The sequence below is a fragment of the Streptomyces sclerotialus genome (assembly GCF_040907265.1).
GTDB lineage: Bacteria > Actinomycetota > Actinomycetes > Streptomycetales > Streptomycetaceae > Streptomyces > Streptomyces sclerotialus.
On sequence record NZ_JBFOHP010000002.1, the window covers coordinates 6,497,361 to 6,516,133 of the forward strand.

The 18,773-nt window shown below is 72.4% G+C and carries 18 protein-coding genes; 12 read left to right on the plus strand and 6 right to left on the minus strand.

Annotated elements, in window-relative coordinates:
- Positions 1-75 precede the first annotated feature (75 nt).
- Entirely contained in the window at positions 76-498 is a 423-nt protein-coding gene (locus AAC944_RS28710; protein ID WP_030613199.1) for a DUF6278 family protein, read from the plus strand.
- Positions 499-517: 19 nt separating this feature from the next.
- Here AAC944_RS28710 and AAC944_RS28715 read toward each other — a convergent pair whose 3' ends face one another.
- The gene (locus tag AAC944_RS28715; RefSeq protein ID WP_030613197.1) at positions 518-1,273 is read right to left on the minus strand and encodes a GntR family transcriptional regulator; all 756 of its coding nucleotides are present in this window, start codon (positions 1,271-1,273) and stop codon (positions 518-520) included.
- A gap of 178 nt (positions 1,274-1,451) precedes the next feature.
- Between AAC944_RS28715 and AAC944_RS28720 the strand changes: the two genes are divergently transcribed.
- From AAC944_RS28720 to AAC944_RS28735, 4 genes are read left to right on the plus strand one after another with little or no spacing between them, the layout of a single operon-like run.
- Positions 1,452-2,195, plus strand: coding sequence for an amino acid ABC transporter ATP-binding protein (locus AAC944_RS28720; protein WP_030613194.1), 744 nt, complete (start codon positions 1,452-1,454; stop codon positions 2,193-2,195).
- Between the two features lie 17 nt (positions 2,196-2,212).
- A complete protein-coding gene (locus tag AAC944_RS28725) occupies positions 2,213-3,127 on the plus strand; it encodes a glutamate ABC transporter substrate-binding protein (protein ID WP_030613191.1) in 915 nt (304 codons plus the stop codon).
- A 16-nt stretch (positions 3,128-3,143) separates the two neighbouring features.
- Positions 3,144-3,788, plus strand: coding sequence for an amino acid ABC transporter permease (locus tag AAC944_RS28730; RefSeq protein ID WP_030613188.1), 645 nt, complete (start codon positions 3,144-3,146; stop codon positions 3,786-3,788).
- Complete coding sequence (locus AAC944_RS28735) at positions 3,785-4,642, plus strand: amino acid ABC transporter permease (RefSeq protein WP_030613185.1); 858 nt, start codon at positions 3,785-3,787, stop codon at positions 4,640-4,642. Before AAC944_RS28730 ends, AAC944_RS28735 begins: the two co-directional genes overlap by 4 nt.
- Before the next feature lie 21 nt (positions 4,643-4,663).
- Here the strand turns inward: AAC944_RS28735 and AAC944_RS28740 are convergent, their stop codons facing one another.
- Together AAC944_RS28740 and AAC944_RS28745 are read right to left on the minus strand one after the other, a co-directional pair.
- On the minus strand, positions 4,664-6,244 hold the full coding sequence (locus AAC944_RS28740; RefSeq protein WP_030613182.1) for a CocE/NonD family hydrolase: 1,581 nt from the start codon (positions 6,242-6,244) through the stop codon (positions 4,664-4,666).
- A gap of 119 nt (positions 6,245-6,363) precedes the next feature.
- On the minus strand, positions 6,364-7,095 hold the full coding sequence (locus AAC944_RS28745; protein ID WP_030613179.1) for a hypothetical protein: 732 nt from the start codon (positions 7,093-7,095) through the stop codon (positions 6,364-6,366).
- Positions 7,096-7,253: 158 nt separating this feature from the next.
- On the opposite strand from AAC944_RS28745, the gene ggt reads away from it, so the two are divergent.
- Both ggt and AAC944_RS28755 read left to right on the plus strand, forming a co-directional pair.
- Positions 7,254-9,077, plus strand: a complete 1,824-nt coding sequence (gene ggt, locus AAC944_RS28750; protein ID WP_030613176.1) for a gamma-glutamyltransferase — start codon at positions 7,254-7,256, stop codon at positions 9,075-9,077.
- 129 nt (positions 9,078-9,206) lie between these two features.
- Positions 9,207-10,613: an amidase gene (locus AAC944_RS28755; protein WP_030613171.1), complete on the plus strand. Its 1,407-nt coding sequence runs from the start codon at positions 9,207-9,209 to the stop codon at positions 10,611-10,613.
- Positions 10,614-10,640: 27 nt separating this feature from the next.
- Here AAC944_RS28755 and AAC944_RS28760 read toward each other — a convergent pair whose 3' ends face one another.
- Entirely contained in the window at positions 10,641-11,192 is a 552-nt protein-coding gene (locus AAC944_RS28760) for an isochorismatase family protein (protein ID WP_030613169.1), read from the minus strand.
- Between the two features lie 2 nt (positions 11,193-11,194).
- Positions 11,195-11,626, minus strand: coding sequence for a MarR family winged helix-turn-helix transcriptional regulator (locus AAC944_RS28765; protein WP_030613166.1), 432 nt, complete (start codon positions 11,624-11,626; stop codon positions 11,195-11,197).
- A 212-nt stretch (positions 11,627-11,838) separates the two neighbouring features.
- On the opposite strand from AAC944_RS28765, the gene AAC944_RS28770 reads away from it, so the two are divergent.
- The 4 genes from AAC944_RS28770 (at position 11,839) to ligD (AAC944_RS28785) (ending at position 16,646) form a co-directional block, all read left to right on the plus strand.
- Entirely contained in the window at positions 11,839-13,188 is a 1,350-nt protein-coding gene (locus AAC944_RS28770) for a hypothetical protein (protein ID WP_051871655.1), read from the plus strand.
- Between the two features lie 176 nt (positions 13,189-13,364).
- A complete protein-coding gene (locus AAC944_RS28775; protein ID WP_030613160.1) occupies positions 13,365-14,207 on the plus strand; it encodes a nitrilase-related carbon-nitrogen hydrolase in 843 nt (280 codons plus the stop codon).
- Positions 14,204-15,523, plus strand: coding sequence for an aspartate aminotransferase family protein (locus AAC944_RS28780; RefSeq protein ID WP_030613157.1), 1,320 nt, complete (start codon positions 14,204-14,206; stop codon positions 15,521-15,523). The genes AAC944_RS28775 and AAC944_RS28780 overlap by 4 nt, the downstream gene beginning before the upstream one ends.
- 169 nt (positions 15,524-15,692) lie before the next feature.
- Entirely contained in the window at positions 15,693-16,646 is a 954-nt protein-coding gene (ligD, locus tag AAC944_RS28785) for a non-homologous end-joining DNA ligase (protein WP_030613155.1), read from the plus strand.
- An 8-nt stretch (positions 16,647-16,654) separates the two neighbouring features.
- Here the strand turns inward: ligD (AAC944_RS28785) and ligD (AAC944_RS28790) are convergent, their stop codons facing one another.
- Positions 16,655-17,554, minus strand: coding sequence for a non-homologous end-joining DNA ligase (gene ligD / locus AAC944_RS28790; protein WP_030613152.1), 900 nt, complete (start codon positions 17,552-17,554; stop codon positions 16,655-16,657).
- Positions 17,555-17,609: 55 nt separating this feature from the next.
- Here ligD (AAC944_RS28790) and ku point away from each other — a divergent pair, with 55 nt between their 5' ends.
- Positions 17,610-18,704 (plus strand): non-homologous end joining protein Ku, encoded by a 1,095-nt coding sequence (gene ku, locus AAC944_RS28795; protein ID WP_030613150.1) that lies wholly within the window; start codon positions 17,610-17,612, stop codon positions 18,702-18,704.
- Positions 18,705-18,773 lie beyond the last annotated feature (69 nt).

The window sequence follows — 18,773 nt, forward strand, 5'->3', positions numbered from 1 at the left end:
CGGAGTGACGACCGGACGACCCGGGCACCGCGCGCCTGTGGCCGCCGCCCGGGTGGGAGTGGGACGCTGCACCACATGAACATGTCTTTCCTGGACAAGTGGCGCAAGCATCCCGTAGCCCCCGGCGGGGTGAACGCCGACCCGGAGGCCATCGCCGAACTGCTGTCGGAGTGCGAGCTGCTACGTGCCCAGGCCGAGTCGGAGGGCGTCGAACTGGACGACTCCCCGCGGTCGTTGGCGGACCTGGACCAGCTGCGCCCGGTCTGGCGCGAGGACCCGGAGGTGGAGCCCTGGCTCGGCAACGACGCGGGTCTCTACCTCGGCACGGTCCTCGTGCGCACGGTCCGGGGCGCCGCCTGGAAGATGTGGCCCGACGGGCAGCCGGTGGTGCGGATGCCCTCCGGGCGTGAGGTGGACGTCGTGGCCGCGGGCCTGGAATGGGCGGCCAGCGGCGCCCCCGAACTCTCCCGCCTCTACACCGAGGTCGCCGGCAGCTGAGCGGCCGTCGGTGCCCCGGCTAGACGAACGCGATGTCGTACGCCAGCTGCCAGCGGTCGGCCCGTACGACGATGTCCGAGGTCTCCACCGCACGCCCGTCCGCGTCGAAGTGGGTGCGCTCGACGACCGTGACGCAGCTGCCCGCCGGGCAGCCCAGGGACTCCGCCTCGGCGCTGGAGGCCGGCCGTGAGCCGACCCGCTCCTCGGCGCGTACCACCCGGATGCCGATCGCGGCCATCCGTCCGCGCACGCCGCGGCGCGCGTAGGGCCCGCACTCCGGGAACACCACATCCGTGCCCTCGGTGATGGCCAGCGGCTCCCAGCTGGTGGCGAGCTGCACGGGCTGGCGGTCGGCGAGGTATTCGTAGGCCGAGCAGACCACCGGGTCGCCCTGCGCGATCCCCAGCCGCCGGGCCACCGGCTCCGTCGCCCGCTCGGTCGTGGACGTCGCCTCCCACGTCAACGGCGTGCCGTCCGGACACTTCGCAAGGGTGATACGCGCGGCGAAGGGGGAGTCGACCGCGCCGGTGGAGCGCAGCAGGGTGCCCAGCGGCGCCCGGTCCGCGACGAACACCCCGCGCCCGAACTGGCCTTCCGCGTACCCTGCCGCCTTCAGCATCCGTACCGCCCGGTCCACGGTCTGGTCGCTGGCCTCGTAAGCCCGCTTCAGCTCGGCGCGGGAGGGGATGCGGGCGCCGACCGCGAGGACGCCCTCGTCGATCTGCCGCCGCAGGTCGTCGGCGATGCGCTGGAAGACAGGCCGGTGCTCACCCATGCCCGACAGGCTAGGTACGCAGGCGCGTTCTGTGTACCTAGGGACTCGGGAGAAAACCGCCCATCCGGCGGGGATTTCCCGCTGCCGTTCCGGGCGTGTCCCCGATCGCCCGTGAGGTGTTGATTGGGGTAGTTTGCGAACTCTCTGCTGGTACGGACGAGAGTGAGCAGGGCTGCATATGGCCGGTGACGCGCTGATCGAGATGCGCAGGGTCAACAAGTACTACGGGAACCTCCACGTCCTCCAGGACATCGACCTCACCGTCGGCCGCGGCGAGGTGGTCGTCGTCATCGGCCCCTCCGGCTCCGGCAAGTCGACCCTCTGCCGCACGATCAACCGCCTCGAACCGATCCAGTCCGGCTCCATCACCCTGGACGGCCGACCGCTCCCCGAAGAAGGCCGCGAGCTGGCCCGGCTGCGCGCGGACGTCGGCATGGTCTTCCAGTCCTTCAACCTCTTCGCGCACAAGACGGTGCTGGCCAACGTCGTGCTCGCGCCGGTGAAGGTACGCAGGAAGCGGAAGGAGGAGGCCGAGCAGCGGGCCCGTGAACTCCTGGACCGGGTCGGGCTCGCGGCCCACGCCGACAAGTACCCGGCCCAGCTGTCCGGCGGCCAGCAGCAGCGGGTGGCCATCGCCCGCGCGCTGGCCATGGAACCCAAGGCGCTCCTCTTCGACGAGCCGACCTCGGCGCTGGACCCGGAGATGATCAACGAGGTGCTGGAGGTCATGCGGCAGCTCGCCCGGGACGGCATGACGATGGTCGTGGTCACCCACGAGATGGGTTTCGCGCGCTCGGCCGCCAACCGCGTGGTGTTCATGGCGGACGGCTGCGTGGTGGAGGACCGCACCCCCGAGGACTTCTTCACCGCGCCGGAGAGCGACCGCGCCAAGGACTTCCTCTCCAAGATCCTCAAGCACTGAAGCGGGGGGTGACCGCAGTGAAGACGTTTCCTCGGGCCGCGGCGGCCGTGCTGCTCGGCCTGCTCGCCGTCCTCGCCGCCGCCTGCGGCAAGCCCGGCAGCCCGCCCGCCAAGGGCCCGCGCGGCGACGAGCTCCCGAAGTACCCGGTACAGACCCGCTTCCAGCTGCCCGACTCGTCGACCTGGAAGAAGGCCGAGAGCCGCGGCCACCTGGTCGTCGGCGTCAAGGAGGACCAGCCCTACCTGGGCGAACGCGACCCGGCCTCCGGCGAGTACCGCGGCTTCGACATCGAGATCGCCAAGATGCTCTCCGCCGCGCTCGGCTTCGACCCCAGGACCCTGGACTACCGGACGATCGCCTCGGCCAACCGCGAGACCGCCCTCCAGAACGGCCAGATCGACTACTACGTCGGCACCTACACCATCAACGACCTGCGCAAGAAGCAGGTCGGCTTCGCGGGCCCGTACTACCTGGCGGGCCAGGGCCTGCTGGTACGCAAGGACGAGCGGGACATCAAGGGACCGGGGGACCTGGCCGGCAAGCGGGTCTGCTCCGCCGCCGGCTCGACCCCGTACCAGCGCATCAAGGCCGACTACCCCGAGGCGGTGCTCGTCGCGTACGACACCTACTCCGTCTGCGTCGACAACCTGCTCACCTACCAGGTCGACGCGGTCACCACCGACGACGCGATCCTGCTCGGCTACGCCGCCAAGGCGCCCGACGAGATGAAGCTGGTCGGCAAGCCGTTCTCGAAGGAGCCCTACGGCGTCGGCCTCCCGCTGAACGACCCGGCGCTGCGCTTCGCGCTGGACGACGCGCTCGCCGCCGACGAGAAGAACGGCAACTGGAAGAAGGCCTATGACGCCACCCTCGGGCTGTCCGGAGTGCCCGCGCCGAAGCCGCCCAGGATCGACCGCTACACGGTGAGCTGAGGGAGCCCCGTCACCCATGGACGTACTGACCCACAACTGGTCCCTCTACGGCAAGGGCCTGCTCGGCACCGTCGAGCTCACCGTCTTCGCCTCGTTGCTCGCCCTCGTACTCGGCGTGATCATGGCGGGCTTCCGGGTCGCACCGGTCGGCTCGCTGCGCGTCTTCGGCACGGTGTGGGTGACGGTGCTCCGCAACACCCCGCTGACGCTGCTGTTCTTCGCGGTGCTGCTCGGCCTGCCGCGCTTCGGTCTGGCACTGCCCTTCGACGTCTTCGCGATCCTGGCGCTGGGCTGCTACACCTCCGCCTTCATCTGCGAGGCGGTGCGCTCCGGCATCAACACCGTGCCGACGGGCCAGGGGGAGGCGGCCCGGAGCCTGGGCATGACGTTCGGGCAGACGCTGGGCACGGTGGTGCTGCCGCAGGCGTTCCGTACGGTCGTCCCGCCCGTCGGCTCCACCCTGATCGCGCTGGCCAAGAACTCCGCGATCGCCGGCTCCTTCAGCGTCGTCGAGCTGCTCGGCACCTACAAGACCCTCAACGAGCTGGGCTACAGCATCATCTGGTCCTTCCTCTGGATCGCCGTCGGCTATCTGATCGTGACCCTGACCATCAGCGCGCTGTTCAACGTGCTGGAGAAGCGCTGGGGAGTCGTCCGATGAGCAGCACCGCCCTCTACGACGTACCGGGCCCGAGAACCCGCGCCCGCCACCGCCTCTACGGCGTCATGGCGACCCTGGTGATCCTCGCCGTCCTCGCCTGGGTCTGCTACCTCCTGGTCGACACGGGCCAGTTCGAGGGGCGGAAGTGGACGCCCTTCGAGTACCAGGGCATCCAGGAGCTGCTGCTGCGGGGGCTGGGCAACACGCTCAAGGCGTTCGCGGTCGCGGCGGTGCTCTCGCTCGCGCTGGGCGCGGTGCTGGCCGCGGGGCGGCTCTCCGACCACCGGCCGGTCCGCCGGCTGTGCACCCTGCTGGTGGAGTTCTTCCGTGCCATGCCCGTGCTGGTGATGATCTTCTTCATCTACGTGGCGCTGCGGGCCGAGCCGCTGACCGCGCTGGTCGTCGGTCTGACGCTCTACAACGGCTCGGTGCTCGCCGAGGTCTTCCGCTCCGGCGTCAACTCCGTCGAGCGCGGCCAGCGCGAGGCGGCGTACGCGCTGGGCATGCGCAAGACACAGGTCATGACGCACGTCCTGGTCCCGCAGGCGGTCCGGGCCATGCTGCCCACGATCATCAGCCAGCTCGTCGTCGCGCTGAAGGACACCTCGCTCGGCTTCCTCATCACCTACGAGGAGTTCCTGCACGCGGGGAAGCTGATCGCCTCCAACCTCGACTACGACCTGCCGTTCATCCCCGTCGTCCTGGTCATCTCCCCGATCTACATCGGGATGTGCATGCTGCTGTCCTGGCTCGCCAACTGGGTGGGCAGGCGCCAGCGGCGCAACCCGAAGGTCGAGGGCGAGGTCGGCGCCGCCGAGCCGGGCAATCTGATGCCGGGCAATCCCCCGCTCTGACGGCGCGTCCCCCGGCCGGTGTCAGTCCCGCACCGGTACCGACACCCACGACGGGTCGGCGGCCGGCGAGGAGAAGGTGAGCTTCGCGCCGTCCGGGTTGTGCTCGATGTAGAGCGGGTCGACGGAGTCCACGACGAGCGCCAGCCGGTGCCCGGCGGGCACGTCGTACGCGGTGGAGAAGAGGTCCAGGTCCATCGCGAACGGCTCGCCCGGCTGCTTGTCGTGGAAGGTGAACGGCGCGTGGGTGATGAGCTTGCCGGTGCCGAGCGGGCCGACGTCGTAGAGGTAGGCGACGGCGGTACCGCTCCCGGCGGTGCTGGTGACCGTGGTGTGCAGCTTCGTGGTGCCGCGCACCCGCTGTTGTGTCTCGTACCGCTCGGACCGCCAGACGGCCGCGGCCGAGCGGGGCAGCAGTGGGATCGAGGCCGTCGGCGGGAGCCGGAAGAGCTGGTCCAGCATGCTGGAGAGGAAGATGGTGCCGCCGTCCGCGCCGCTGTTGCGGTTCGTGGCGATCTCGTGCGTGCCGTTCAGCGGGATCCGCCGCTGGGCCGAGGGCACGTCCTTCCAGCTCGCGTACCCCTCGTAGGCGCCGGTGGAGCGGGACTTGAGCAGCACCGGGGACTCGCGGTCGACGCCGTTGTCGGCGCCCTTGAGGTAGTGGTCGAACCAGCGCTTGGTGTGCGTCCAGGTGTCGTTGGGCAGCCCGAGCAGGCCGGTGGCCTCCGCGGTGGCGTGGTCGCCGGGCCGGAACTCCAGCCGCTTGGGGCCCTTGAGCTTCTCGAAGAAGTCGGCGTACTGGTTCGGCGGGAAGATCGAGTCGCCCCAGGCGTTGCCCAGCATGATCGCCGCGCCGTTCTCGTTGATCCGGTCGAGGTAGGCCGCGGGGGAGCGCTTCTTCCCCCACGCGATCATCTCGTCCTCCTTGTCCAGGTTGGAGCCGAGGAAGTCCTTCATGATCGTCTGGAGTTCGGCGCTGGGCCGCCCGGTGATCCGGCCGGCGCCGGCCAGCAGCCCGGCGGCCTGGGCGTGCTGGGTGCGCCCGCTGTAGATGGAGTCGATCAGGTTCGCCCAGCCGCTGAGCGCCCCGACCGCCTTGATGCGCGGGTCGAAGGCAGCGGCGAGCAGGGAGATCCCGGCGCCGTAACTCACCCCGGCCATACCGACCTTGTCCGGGTCGGCCGGGGTGTGGGCGAGCGCCCAGTCGACGACCTTGCGGGCGTCGGCGACGTCCTGCGGGCCCGCGGTCTCGATGTTCCCGCCGGACTGCCAGAAGCCGCGCGAGTTGTACCCGACGACGACGTACCCGGAGTCCGCCAGCTTCTTGGCCTGTGCGACGTACTCGATCTGCGGCATGCCCCAGCTGGTGGGCAGGACGATCACCGGGTACTTCTCGCCGCCGTCGGCGTCGCCGGGCGTGAAGACGTTGGCCTTGAGCGTGATGCCGCCGTCGCCCTCGATGTCGACGAACCGCACGGAAGCGGGGGCGGTGGCGGCGGCCGGTGCCGCCTGGGCGGCGGGGGCCGTGGCCGTGAGGGTGGTGGCGAGGACGGCCGCGGAGACGGTACCGATCGCGGCGCGCAGCGTCGTGCGGGAGGGCGTCATCTACTGCTCCAGTCTCGGCGTGGGGGAACACCGGAGGGGTCGGTGTCGAAGTGACTGGAGAGTAAGGTGCGGCCGTTACCGGAGGTAACCCGTCGGTAGGTTACGCAACAGTAAAGATCTCATGCCTTGTGTGCGGCCGCCTTCGTCAGCGCCTCCTTCGTCACCTCCGCGACCTGCTCCACCACGTCCGGCCCGTACGACTGCGAGTTGACCACCTTCAGCAGCAGACAGAACTGCCCGTCGGCGCCGTGCCTGCGGGCCAGCCGGGCCCGGTTGCGCACCAGGTGGCGGACGGCGGCGCGGTGCGTGACCGGCCGCTGGCCCGCAGCCAGGAACACCGGTCGGCCGCCCTCGCCCGCCGTCAGCCGCGCCAGCAGCACGTACTCCACGGCGCCCGGCTCCATCGCGTAACTCGTCCCGCCGACGGTGAACGTCCCGCGCCCGGCCCCCGAGGCGTCGCCCGGCTGCACCCGCACGCCCGGCAGCAGGTTCGCCAGATGGGCGGCGAGCCGCCGGTGCGCGGTCGGGTCGCCGACGCAGAACTCCGTGCGCGCGCCGAAGCCCTGGAGCCCGGTGTCGTGCGGCGCCACCTCGGCGTGCGCCCCGCAGGTCTCGATGACGGAGGCGAGCCCGAGCAGCGCCAGCGCGTCGTGGCGGGGGATGCTCCAGTGCGCCGAGGTGCTGTCCCGGTGGGTGACCAGGACGCACTCGGCGCCGTCCGGCAGCCCGAAGAAGGCGCGCTCGCGGGCCAGTCGGCGGCGGCTCGCGGCGGACCGTAAGGCCCAGCCGCCCGCGAGACCGAGGAGCAGGGCAGCGGCGGCGGCGATGACGGGGAGGAGGGGGTTGTCCATGGGCCGGGAGGGTAGCGGCCGTTCGGGTGGGCATCGAGAGGCGGCCGAGTACTGGTGCGGTTGTCCCGGTTCGTCGCCCTGTCGCGCCCGTGGGGCCGCGGGTAGGCTCCGGCCCCTGGCGCGATACCGATGGAGGGTCCGATGGAGGGATGGCAGAGATGACGCATGTCCGACGCCTGTCGGTGCTGGCCGTGACGGCCGCGCTGGCCGGTTCGCTGGCCTCCGTGCCGGCCAGTGCCCGGCCCGCGGCGGCCCCCGCGACCGAAGCCCCGCCCAAGACCCCGGTCGCGGTGGGCTCCGGCGGCGCGGTCTCCAGCGTCGACCCCGACGCCTCGGCGGCCGGCATCGAGGTACTGAGGAAGGGCGGCAACGCCGTGGACGCGGCGGTCGCCACCGCGGCGGCGCTGGGTGTCACCGAGCCGTACTCCGCGGGCGTCGGAGGCGGCGGCTACTTCGTCTACTACAACGCCAAGAAGCGCTCCGTGCAGACGATCGACGGCCGCGAGACCGCGCCGCTGACCGCCGGCAAGGACCTCTTCCTGGAGAACGGCAAGCCGATCCCCTTCGACGAGGCCGTCACCAGCGGCCTGAGCGTCGGCACCCCCGGTACGCCCGCCACCTGGGACAAGGCGCTGGACAAGTGGGGCAGCCGGTCCCTCGGCCAGGTCCTCGCGCCCGCCACCCGTATCGCCCGCGACGGCTTCACCGTCGACGAGACCTTCCGGAAGCAGACCGCGGACAACGCCGACCGCTTCCGCGACTTCCCCGCCAGCGCGAAGCTGTTCCTGCCCGGCGGGCAGCTCCCGGTGGTCGGCTCCACGATGCGCAACACCGATCTCGCGCGCACCTACGACGAGTTGGCGAAGAAGGGCGTGGACGCGCTGTACCGCGGACGGCTGGGCGAGGACATCACCCGCACCGTCGAGCAGCCGCCCGTGCGTCCGGGTGCCACCCGCAAGGTGCGGCCCGGCGACCTGACCGCCGCCGACCTGGACGCGTACGAGACCAAGGTCCAGGCGCCGACGAAGACGAAGTACCGCGGCCTGGACGTCTACGGCATGGCGCCGTCCTCCTCCGGAGGCACGAGCGTCGCCGAGGCGCTCAACATCCTGGAGAACTACGACGTAGCGAAGCTGAGCGAGAAGCAGTACCTGCACCGCTACATCGAGGCCAGCCGCATCGCGTTCGCCGACCGCGGCCGCTGGGTCGGCGACCCGGCCGCGCAGCAGGTGCCCACCAAGGAACTGACCTCGCAGAAGTTCGCCGACTCCCGGGCCTGCCTGATCAAGGACGACGCGGTGCTGAAGAGCCCGGTCGCGCCCGGCGACCCGCGTCACCCGGAGCCCTGCGCGGCCGGCGACAAGGCCGCACCGACCACGTACGAGGGCGACAGCACCACCCACCTCACCGTCGCCGACAAGTGGGGCAACGTCGTCGCCTACACCCTCACCATCGAGCAGACCGGCGGCAGCGGCATCACCGTCCCCGGCCGCGGCTTCCTCCTCAACAACGAACTGACCGACTTCTCCTTCACCCCGGCGACCCCCGGCGTCCCCGACCCGAACCTCCCCGGCCCCGCCAAGCGGCCCCGTTCCTCCATGTCGCCGACCGTCGTCCTCGACCACGGCAAGCCGGTGCTGGCCGTCGGCTCGCCCGGCGGAGCCACCATCATCACGACAGTTCTGCAGACGCTTCTCGGCCACCTCGACCGCGGCCTGCCGCTCGTCGACGCCATCGCCGCGCCCCGCGCCAGCCAGCGCAACGCCGCGCAGACCGAGCTCGAACCGGGCCTGTACGACGGCGAGCTGCGCAAGGAACTGGAAGCGCTCGGCCACTCCTTCAAGAAGAACCCCGAGATCGGCGCGGCCACCGGCGTCCAGCGGCTGCCGGACGGACGCTGGCTCGCGGCCGCCGAGAAGGTGCGCCGCGGCGGCGGCTCGGCCATGGTCGTCCACCCCCACGGCCACGCGAACGGCCGCTGACCGTATACGGAACAGCCGTCTCCGGTGTTCGCAGCGCGCCGGAGACGGTTGATACCGGCTCGGGCACGTGGTTACTCTGCGCCCCTCCGTCGGAACGGAACGTCAGGGCGAGAGGCAGGCGTGAGGGCAATGGGGGACAGGTTCGAGGGGCTGGCCGAACAGGCCAGGGCACTCAGTGACGGTGACACCACGTCAGTGGAGCTGGTCGGCCGCTCGCTGGAGCGCATCGAGGCGACCAGGGGCACCGTGAACGCCTTCCGGCTCGTACGGGCCGAGGCGGCGCTCGCCGAGGCCGAGGCCGCCGACCGCAGGCTCGCGGCGGGGGAGCGGCTGCCGCTGCTCGGCGTGCCGGTCGCGGTCAAGGACGACACCGATGTGGCGGGCGAGCCCACCGCGTTCGGCTGCGTGGGCACCTTCCCGCCCAAGACCGAGGACTCCGAGGTGGTACGGCGGCTGCGCGCGGCCGGCGCGATCGTGGTCGGCAAGACCAACGCCTGCGAACTGGGCCAGTGGCCGTTCACCGAAGGCCCGGCCTTCGGCGACACCCGTAATCCCTGGAGTCCTGCGCACACCCCCGGCGGCTCCTCGGGCGGTTCGGCCGCCGCGGTCGCCGCCGGGCTCGTCCCCGCCGCGCTCGGCACGGACGGCGCGGGCTCGGTCCGCATACCCGCGGCCTGGACCCACCTGGTCGGCATCAAACCGCAGCGCGGCCGGATCTCCACCTGGCCCGAACCGGAGGCGTTCCAGGGCATCACCACCCTCGGCCCGCTGGCCCGTACGGTCGAGGACGCGGCGCTGCTGCTGGACGTGTCCAGCGGCAGCCACCGGCACGACCTGCACCGCCCGGCGCCGGTCGCGGTCCGCGCCGCGGTCGGCCGGGACCCGGGACGGCTGCGCATCGCGCTGTCCTGGAAGGCCGCCTGGACCGGCACGCCGCGCCCGCTCCACCCCGAAGTACGCGCCGCCGTGACGGACCTCGCCCGCACCCTCGCCCGCCTCGGCCACTTCGTCGAGGAGGCCGAGCCGGACTACGGGCTGATCGGCCTCGCCTTCGTACCGCGCGCGACCACGGGCGTACGGGAGTGGACCGAACGGGTGCCGGACCGCTCCCTGCTGGACCGCAGGACCCGGGACGCCGCGCGGCTGGGCCGGCTGCTGAGCGGGCGCGCGCTGAAACTGGCGCGGGCCGCCGAGGCGCGCCAGCAGAAGCGGGTGGGCGCGATCTTCGGCCGGTACGACGTCGTGCTCACACCGACCACCGCCACTCCGCCGCCGCGGGTCGGCACGCTCGTCGCGATGAACGGCTGGCGCACCGACCGGGCGATGATCGCGGCCTGCCCGTACGCCTGGCCGTGGAACGTGCTCGGCTGGCCGGGCGTGAGCGTGCCGGCGGGCTTCAGCTCGGCCGGACTGCCGCTCGGCGCCCAGCTCCTGGGCCCGGAGGGCGGCGAGGCCCGGCTGGTCTCCCTCGCCTCGCAGCTGGAGGACGACCTGCGGTGGCACGAGAAGTGGCCGCGGCTGAGAGCGGGGGCGTGAGCCGCCGGGCGGGCGGCCCGTCGGCGGTCAGCCCAGCAGCTCGAGGATCGCGTCGGTGGTGTCCGTCTCGCCCAGCCGCGGGAAGATCTTCGCCACGCTGTTGCGGTGCGCTTCGGCGTCCATGTCCGTCACCGCGTCGGTCGCGACGGTCACGTGGTAGCCGTGCTCGTACGCGCTGCGGGCCGTGGACTCCACGCCGATGCTGGTCGCGATACCGCCCAGCACGATCTGCGTGACGCCGAGGCGGCGCAGCTCCATGTCCAGCGCGGTGCCGTGGAAGGCGCCCCAGGTCTTCTTGGTGACGAGGAGGTCGGACGGCTGCTGATCGAGCTCGGGGACCAGGTCGGCCCAGTCGGCCGGCGGGTTGCCGGCGCGGGCCGGGCCCTCGGTGCGGCCGGGGGCGCCGCCGGTGACGTTGACCAGCACGACGGGCAGGCCGCGGTCGCGGAACGCGGCGGCCAGCCGCGCGCTCCGCTCGACGACCTCGGCGGCGGGGTGTGCGGTGGGCAGCGCGACGATGCCCTTCTGGAGGTCGATGAGGACCAGGGCGGTCTTCGGGTCGAGCGTGGTGGCGGTCATGGTCAGTTCTCCGTCAGTCGTTTCAGCAGCGCGGCCGCTTCGGCCAGTACGCGCCGCTCCTCGGGGGTGGTGTGCTCGGCGAGGGCCACGCCGAGCCAGTCCTGCTTGGCCCGCCGGAGACCGGCCAGTACCCGGCGGCCCTCCTCGGTGAGCGCGAAGACGACCTGGCGGCCGTCGGTGGGGTGCGGGCTGCGCGCGACGACGCCGCGCTCCTCCAGCGCTGCCAGCGTCATCCGCATCGACTGCGGACGGACCAGCTCCGCCCTGGCCAGCGCCGCCGTGGTGGCGGGGCCTTCGAGGTCCAGCCGGGCGCAGACCGCGCGCTGGGTCGGCGTGATCCCGTCGCCCGGCGACTCGGCGCGCAGCCGGCGCATCAGCAGCCCGACGGCCGCGCCGAGGTCCGTGGCGAGTTCCTCGTGCTCCCTGCCTGGCATGACGCCAGCGTAGGAAGACGACAGGAAAACTTGCAAGTTTCCCTGTCGACCGTGGTGATCACGCCGTGTTTCCGTGATCCCCGCGCCCTCCCCCCGTCAGGAATGGAAAACTCCCCGTAGTCGCTCTGTGACAGAGGACGTGACACGGCTGGTGTGCGATCGCGGCACCGGCGCGGCGGCGCGCGGGTGGCCACGGGGGGAGAGGGGACGGCATGGCAGAGGCACGACTGCGGGACTCCGTGGACGGTTTCGCGTACTTCCTGGGCGAGCTGACGGCCGCGCTGGACCCGGCCGAAGGCTGGTACGGCGTGTTCGCGCAGCGCGACCCCGAGGGGCTGCGGGCCTGCCTGGAGGGGCGCGAGGTGCCGCCGTGGGACGTGGTCGAGTCGCTCCTGCACGACCTGGCCGGGCGCCACGGCGAACAGGCCGCGGCCGAGGCCGGGGCCCGTGCCCGGCAGCTGCACGGCACGGCGATGGCCGCGTACGACGCGCTGACCGGCGGCCCGGAAGTGGTCCGCGAGCGCCTGGACGCCATGCTCGGCGAACTCCGCCACGCCACCGACCGCGAGCGTGACCTGCGCGCCGCGCTGGAACAGGCCGACCCCGCGACGGACACGGCCGCGCTCAGCGGCGAACTGGCCTGGGCCGCCGACGACGTGGCCCGCGCGCAGGCCCGCGTGCGGGAGCTGCGGCAGCGGATCGCAGAGCAGGAAGGGGGCGAGGGGGCCGAAGGGGCGGTCGTCCCGGAGTCCGCCGAGGGGGCCCTCGCACCGCACGCCCCCCTGGTCGGGGGGCCGGCGGCGTACGTGCCGGTGGCCGAGGACGCCGTGTACGAGCCCGATCCCCCCGCGGCGTACGAGTTCGTGGCGGAGCCCCCCGAGGCGGAGCAGGAGCCACCGGCCGCGAGAAGAGGCGCCGGAGAGGGCGACGGTCGGGAATCGGCCAAGCAGGGCGAGCGGCCGGCGGCCGGTTCTGGTAGCGGACCGTCGTCCCTGCCGCCGCTGCCGCCCCAGGCGCGCCAGGCCGTCACCTCCGCCGTGACCCACCTCGCGGAGCTGCGGGCCGCCGAGCGCGGCGGCGAGGCGCACGCCGTCCTGTGCGCGGCGGCGCGCCGCCCCGCCGAGGAACTGCCGTACATCGCCGAGGAGCTGGAGCGCAGCGGCCTCGCCGCCGATGTGTCCACGCTGCTGTGGGAGGTGGCCTGTCTGCCGCCGGAGCCGCTGGCCGCCGCGGCCGGGGCGCTGGCCGCCGCGGGCCGCGTCCAGGACTGCGTGAGCCTGCTGCGGCAGGGCGTGGCCCGTCCGGTCGGCGAGGTGGGGGACGCCGCGCTGGCGCTGCGGGCGGCGGGCCGTACGGCCGAGGCGCGGGAGCTGCTGGCCGCGATGGTCCGGGCGCGGACCGCGGCGGAGGCGGCCGGTCTCGCGGGCACCACGGACGCGCCCGAGGTGCTGCTGCCGCTGCTGCTGGAGGCGGCGGATTCGGTCTCCGAGCACCGCCGGCGGGATCTCGTGCACGCGCTGCGGACGGCCGGGGTGTCCGACCGCCTCATCGGTGTCCGCTGACCCGTGCGCACCACGGTGCACGGTCGCTCGTGCACCCGTTCCCGGCGGGCGCGGAATCGGCCGGACGGCGCGGCAGAGATGGTCTTGCCACGGTGCGGAAGGCGGCCTACGGTCACCTCCACACGCGTAGAGCCCGCGCGTACCGGTTGTCTGACGCCCTGACAAAGGAGCAGCTCATGGCCGATGTTGTACGTGCCGCAATCGTGCAGGCGACCTGGACCGGCGATACCGAATCGATGATCGCCAAACATGAGGAGCACGCCCGCGCCGCGGCCGCACAGGGCGCGAAGGTGATCGGCTTCCAGGAGGTCTTCAACGCCCCGTACTTCTGCCAGGTGCAGGAGCCGGAGCACTACCGCTGGGCCGAGCCGGTGCCCGACGGTCCGACCGTCCGCCGGATGCAGGAGCTGGCCCGCGAGACCGGCATGGTGATCGTCGTCCCGGTCTTCGAGGTCGAGCAGTCCGGCTTCTACTACAACACCGCCGCCGTCATCGACGCCGACGGCCACGTCCTCGGTACGTACCGCAAGCACCACATCCCACAGGTCAAGGGGTTCTGGGAGAAGTACTACTTCAAACCGGGCAACAAGGGCTGGCCGGTGTTCGACACCGCGGTCGGCAAGGTCGGCGTCTACATCTGCTACGACCGGCACTTCCCCGAGGGCTGGCGGCAGCTCGGCCTGAACGGCGCGCAGCTGGTCTTCAACCCCTCCGCCACCTCCCGCGGCCTCTCCGCCTACCTCTGGCAGCTGGAGCAGCCGGCCGCCGCGGTCGCCAACGAGTACTTCGTCGCCGCGATCAACCGTGTCGGTGTCGAGGAGTACGGCGACAACGACTTCTACGGCACCAGCTACTTCGTCGACCCGCGCGGGCAGTTCGTCGGCGACGTGGCCAGTGACAGCAAGGAGGAACTGGTCGTCCGCGACCTGGACTTCGGGCTGATCGACGAGGTCCGGCAGCAGTGGGCGTTCTACCGCGACCGCCGTCCCGACGCCTACGAAGGGCTGGTCCGGCCGTGACCGATCACCTCAACGACGCCGCGAACCTGCACGCCCGGCACCGCTCCGTCCTCCCCGAGTGGCTGAGCCTGCTCTACGACCGCCCCATCGAGCTGACCCACGGCGAGGGCCGGCACGTCTGGGACTCGGACGGCAACCGCTACCTCGACTTCTTCGGCGGCATCCTCACCACGATGACCGCACACGCGCTGCCCGAGGTCACCAAGGCCGTCGCCGAGCAGGCCGGCCGCATCGTCCACACCTCGACCCTCTACCTCTCCCGCCCGATGGTGGAGCTGGCGGAGCGGATCACGGCCCTGTCCGGCATCCCCGACGCGCGGGTCTTCTTCACCACGTCCGGTACGGAGGCCAACGACGCGGCGCTGCTGCTGGCGACCGCGTACCGCCGCTCGAACCAGATCCTGGCGATGCGCAACAGCTACCACGGCCGGTCCTTCTCGGCCGTCGGCATCACCGGCAACCAGAGCTGGTCGCCGACCAGCCTCTCGCCGCTCCAGACGCTGTGGGTGCACGGCGGGGTGCGCAGCCGCGGCCCGTTCGCGCACCTCAGCGACGCGCAGTACATCGAGGCGTGCGTCGCGGACCTCAAGGACGTGCTCCAGCAGACGGCGGGCGGGGTGGCCGCGCTGATCGCCGAGCCCGTCCAGGGCGTCGGCGGCTTCACCGCACCGCCCGACGGGCTGTACGCGGCGTTCCGCGAGGTACTGGCCGAGCGCGGCATCCTCTGGATCAGCGACGAGGTGCAGACCGGCTGGGGCCGTACGGGTGACCACTTCTGGGGCTGGCAGGCGCACGCCGCGAGCGGCCCGCCCGACCTGCTGACCTTCGCCAAGGGCATCGGCAACGGCATGTCCATCGGCGGCGTGGTGGCCCGCGCCGAGGTGATGAACTGCCTCTCCGCCCACTCCATCTCGACCTTCGGCGGCAGCCCGGTCACCATGGCGGCGGGCCTGGCCAACCTCACCTACCTCCTCGAGCACGACCTCCAGGGCAACGCCCGGCGCGTCGGGGGCCTGCTCATCGAGCGGCTGCGGGCGGTGACCGCCGGCCTGGACGTCGTACGCGAGGTACGCGGGCGCGGTCTGATGATCGGCATCGAGCTGGTCGAGCCGGGCACGGACGAGCCGTCACCCCGGGCCGCCGCGGCCGTCACGGAAGCGGCGCGCGAACGCGGACTGCTCATCGGCAAGGGCGGCCTGAACGGCGCCGCCCTGCGCATCGCGCCCCCGCTGTCGCTGACCGTCGCGGAGGCGGAGGAGGGCGCGGGGCTCCTCGCGGAAGCGCTCCAGGAGGCACGTAAACAGCTCACCGGCTGACCGCCGCAGGGGTTCGCGCAGTTCCCCGCGCCCCCCAGGGGCGCGGGGAACTGCGCGAGCGGCCCACGCGGTGGGACAGTCGGGGACCGGCGCGAACCCTACGGCGGGGACCCGCCGACGACGTCGGCCGAAGTCGCGAGGGTCGGCCCGACCGCTGATCATCGGAGGTATGGCCATACCTCCGCCCGGGCTGCGGCCCATGCTCGCCACGCCAGGGCCGCTGCCCGCCGACGGCGCCGACCCGGCCTGGGCGTACGAGGTGAAGTGGGACGGCGTGCGCTGCCTCGCGGAGGCACCGGGCGACGGGTCCCTGCGGCTCGTCACCCGCGCGGGCAACGACGCCACCCGGACCTACCCCGAGCTGACCGCCCTCGGCGACGCGCTGCGCGGCAGGCCCGCCGTCCTGGACGGCGAGGTCGTCGTGCTCGACGAGGAGGGGCGGCCGGACTTCGGGCGGCTCCAGCGCCGTATGAACGTCTCGGACGCGCGCCGCGCCGGCCGGCTGCTGACCGGCCACCCCGTCCACCTCGTCCTCTTCGACCTGCTGTACCTGGACGGACGGCCGCTGCTGGACGCCCCGTACGAGGAGCGCAGGGAGCTGCTGTCCGGCTTGGAACTGGCGGCCCCGGCGTGGTCCACCCCCGGCCATGTCGTGGGTCAGGGCTCCGAGGTGTGGGAGACGACGCTGCGCAACGGCCTGGAGGGGGTGGTCGCCAAGCGGCTCGGCTCCCCCTACACCCCCGGCCTGCGGTCCGCCGACTGGCGCAAGACCAAGCACGTCCACACCCTCGACGTGGTGATCGGCGGCTGGTGGGAGGGGCGCGGCGGGATCACCGGGCTGCCCGGCTCCGTGCTGGCGGGGATCGAGGAGGCGGACGGGCTGCGGTACGCGGGCTCGGTCGGCTCCGGGCTCTCCGGCCACGAACGGCGCGAGCTGGCCCGGTACTTCGAGGTCCTCGCGCGCGGTACGTCCCCGTTCACCGGCCCCGTGGAGGTGCCGGGCGCGCACTGGGTGGAGCCACGGCTGGTCGCCGAGGTCGGCCACTCCGGCTGGACGTCGCAGGGCCGCCTCCGCCACCCCACCTGGCACCGCCTCCGCCCCGACCTCACGCGGCTGGACTGACCGCCCCCTCACCGCCGCCGCTTCGTATGCGGCAGCGGCTTCGCGCGGTTGAGGTTGATCAGCGGGCCGAGCAGGTCGCCGTACCGCTCCCGGCGCTCCGCGATGTCGCCGATGAGGAAGTGCAGGTCGGCGGGGTCCGTACAGCCGTCGATCTCGTCCCAGGTCACCGGCGTGGAGACGGTCGGCTCGGCGCGGGCGCGCACCGTGTACGGCGTGGCCGTGGTCTTCGCCGCGCTGTTCTGGCTGAAGTCGATGAAGACCTTGCCCGGCCGCAGCGCCTTGGTCATCCGGTGCACCACCCGCTCGGGCAGTGCGTGCTCGGCCTCCACCGCGATGCCCTTGGCGTACGCGGTGACGTCGTCCGACGGGGTGGGCTCGATGGGCACGAGCAGGTGCAGCCCCTTGGACCCGGAGGTCTTGGCGTACACGTTCAGGCCGTCGGCCGACAGCCGCTCGCGCAGCCATCCGGCGACCGCGCAGCAGTCGACGACCGTGGCCGGCGCGCCGGGGTCCAGGTCCAGCACCAGCCGGTCGGCCACCCCGGGGTCGTCCGTGCGCCACTGCGGGGTGTGCAGCTCGACGACCAGGTTCGCCGCCCACATCAGGGACGCGGTGTCCTGGAGCACCACCTGGCGGCCGGTCTTGCCGCTCCGGCGGGTCAGATCGACGGTCTTCACCCAGGCGGGCGTACCGGGCGGGACGTTCTTGGTGAAGAACGTCTCGCCGTCCGGGCCGTCGGGGTAGCGCAGGAAGGAGACCGGGCGGTCGTGGAGGTGGGCGAGCATCGCGCCCGCGGTCAGCGCGTAGTAGTGCAGCACCTCGCCCTTGGTCGTCCCGGTGGCCGGGTAGAGCACCTTGTCCAGACGGGTGACCGTCAGCCGGCGTCCCTCGATCTCGGTGATCGGCATACCCTGAGAGTCCCACGAATCATGACATAAAGGACGAACGTCAAGGGGTGCGCGCATGAGATCCATCTGGAACGGGTCGATCTCCTTCGGCCTGGTCAGCATCCCGGTGAAGATGTACAGCGCGACGGACAGCGCCTCGGCGGTCTCCTTCGTCCAGATCCACGAGAAGGACGGCGGCCGCATCCGCTACCGCAAGGTGTGCGAGCTGGACGGCGAGGAGGTGTCCCAGGACGAGATCGGCAAGGGGTACCAGGCCGCCTCCGACATGATCGTCCCGCTCACCGACGCCGACCTCGCCCAGCTGCCGCTGCCCACCGCCAAGACGCTGACCATCCTGGCGTTCGTCGACGCCGCCGACATCGACCCGCTCCAGATGGACAAGGCGTACTACCTCGGCGCCAACGGCCCGTCCGCCGCCAAGCCGTACGTCCTGCTGCGCGACGCGCTGGTGCATCACCAGAAGGTCGCCATCGGCAAGGTGGCGCTGCGCAACCGCGAGACGCTGGCCATGCTGCGGGTGCACGACGACGCGATCGTCATGCACGCGCTGCTGTGGCCGGACCAGATCCGCTCCCCGCAGGGGCTGGCCCCCAAGGAGAACGTCCAGATCCGGGAGAACGAGCTGACCCTCGCCGAGACCCTGATGGACTCGCTCGGCGAGCTGGACCCGGCCGAGCTGCACGACGACTACCGGGACGCGGTCGAGGAGCTGGTCTCCGCGAAGCTGGAGGGCGGCGAGCCGGCCGTGCCCTCGGAAGGCCCCCGGCGCGGCGGCAAGGTCATCGACCTGATGGCGGCACTGGAGGACAGCGTGCGGGCCGCTCAGCAGGAGCGCGGCACGGACGAGGAGGAGGGCTCCGGCGGGTCCGTCACCCGGCTGCGCCGGAAGTCCGGCGAGGACGGGGAGGACGGCAAGGCGGCGGAGGGCGGTACGGAGCGGCCGGCCCGTAAGGCCGCCGCGCGGTCCGCCACGAAGCCGGCCGGGAAGAAGGCCGCGGCCAAGAAGCCGGCTGCCGCGAAGCCGGACACCTCGAAGACCTCGAAGACCTCGAAGAAGAGTGCGGCCGCCGGACAGGGCGGCTCGGCGAAGAAGACGGCGGCGAAGAAGACCCCGGCGAAACGGACCGCGTCACGCCGCAAGGCCGGCTGAGCGGCAGGGCCGGGCGGCGGCTCGCGCGGTCGTCGTCGCGGATGTCGTCGCGGATGTCGGGGCGGGGTC

Bases quoted from the DNA above. Each gene is read 5' to 3' on its own strand.
- AAC944_RS28710 (WP_030613199.1), top strand. From the start codon at position 76: ATGAACATGTCTTTCCTGGACAAGTGGCGCAAGCATCCCGTAGCCCCC.
- AAC944_RS28715 (WP_030613197.1), bottom strand. From the start codon at position 1,273: ATGGGTGAGCACCGGCCTGTCTTCCAGCGCATCGCCGACGACCTGCGG.
- AAC944_RS28720 (WP_030613194.1), top strand. From the start codon at position 1,452: ATGGCCGGTGACGCGCTGATCGAGATGCGCAGGGTCAACAAGTACTAC.
- AAC944_RS28730 (WP_030613188.1), top strand. From the start codon at position 3,144: ATGGACGTACTGACCCACAACTGGTCCCTCTACGGCAAGGGCCTGCTC.
- AAC944_RS28735 (WP_030613185.1), top strand. From the start codon at position 3,785: ATGAGCAGCACCGCCCTCTACGACGTACCGGGCCCGAGAACCCGCGCC.
- AAC944_RS28740 (WP_030613182.1), bottom strand. From the start codon at position 6,244: ATGACGCCCTCCCGCACGACGCTGCGCGCCGCGATCGGTACCGTCTCC.
- AAC944_RS28745 (WP_030613179.1), bottom strand. From the start codon at position 7,095: ATGGACAACCCCCTCCTCCCCGTCATCGCCGCCGCCGCTGCCCTGCTC.
- ggt (WP_030613176.1), top strand. From the start codon at position 7,254: ATGACGCATGTCCGACGCCTGTCGGTGCTGGCCGTGACGGCCGCGCTG.
- AAC944_RS28755 (WP_030613171.1), top strand. From the start codon at position 9,207: ATGGGGGACAGGTTCGAGGGGCTGGCCGAACAGGCCAGGGCACTCAGT.
- AAC944_RS28760 (WP_030613169.1), bottom strand. From the start codon at position 11,192: ATGACCGCCACCACGCTCGACCCGAAGACCGCCCTGGTCCTCATCGAC.
- AAC944_RS28765 (WP_030613166.1), bottom strand. From the start codon at position 11,626: ATGCCAGGCAGGGAGCACGAGGAACTCGCCACGGACCTCGGCGCGGCC.
- AAC944_RS28770 (WP_051871655.1), top strand. From the start codon at position 11,839: ATGGCAGAGGCACGACTGCGGGACTCCGTGGACGGTTTCGCGTACTTC.
- AAC944_RS28775 (WP_030613160.1), top strand. From the start codon at position 13,365: ATGGCCGATGTTGTACGTGCCGCAATCGTGCAGGCGACCTGGACCGGC.
- ligD (WP_030613155.1), top strand. From the start codon at position 15,693: ATGGCCATACCTCCGCCCGGGCTGCGGCCCATGCTCGCCACGCCAGGG.
- ligD (WP_030613152.1), bottom strand. From the start codon at position 17,554: ATGCCGATCACCGAGATCGAGGGACGCCGGCTGACGGTCACCCGTCTG.
- ku (WP_030613150.1), top strand. From the start codon at position 17,610: ATGAGATCCATCTGGAACGGGTCGATCTCCTTCGGCCTGGTCAGCATC.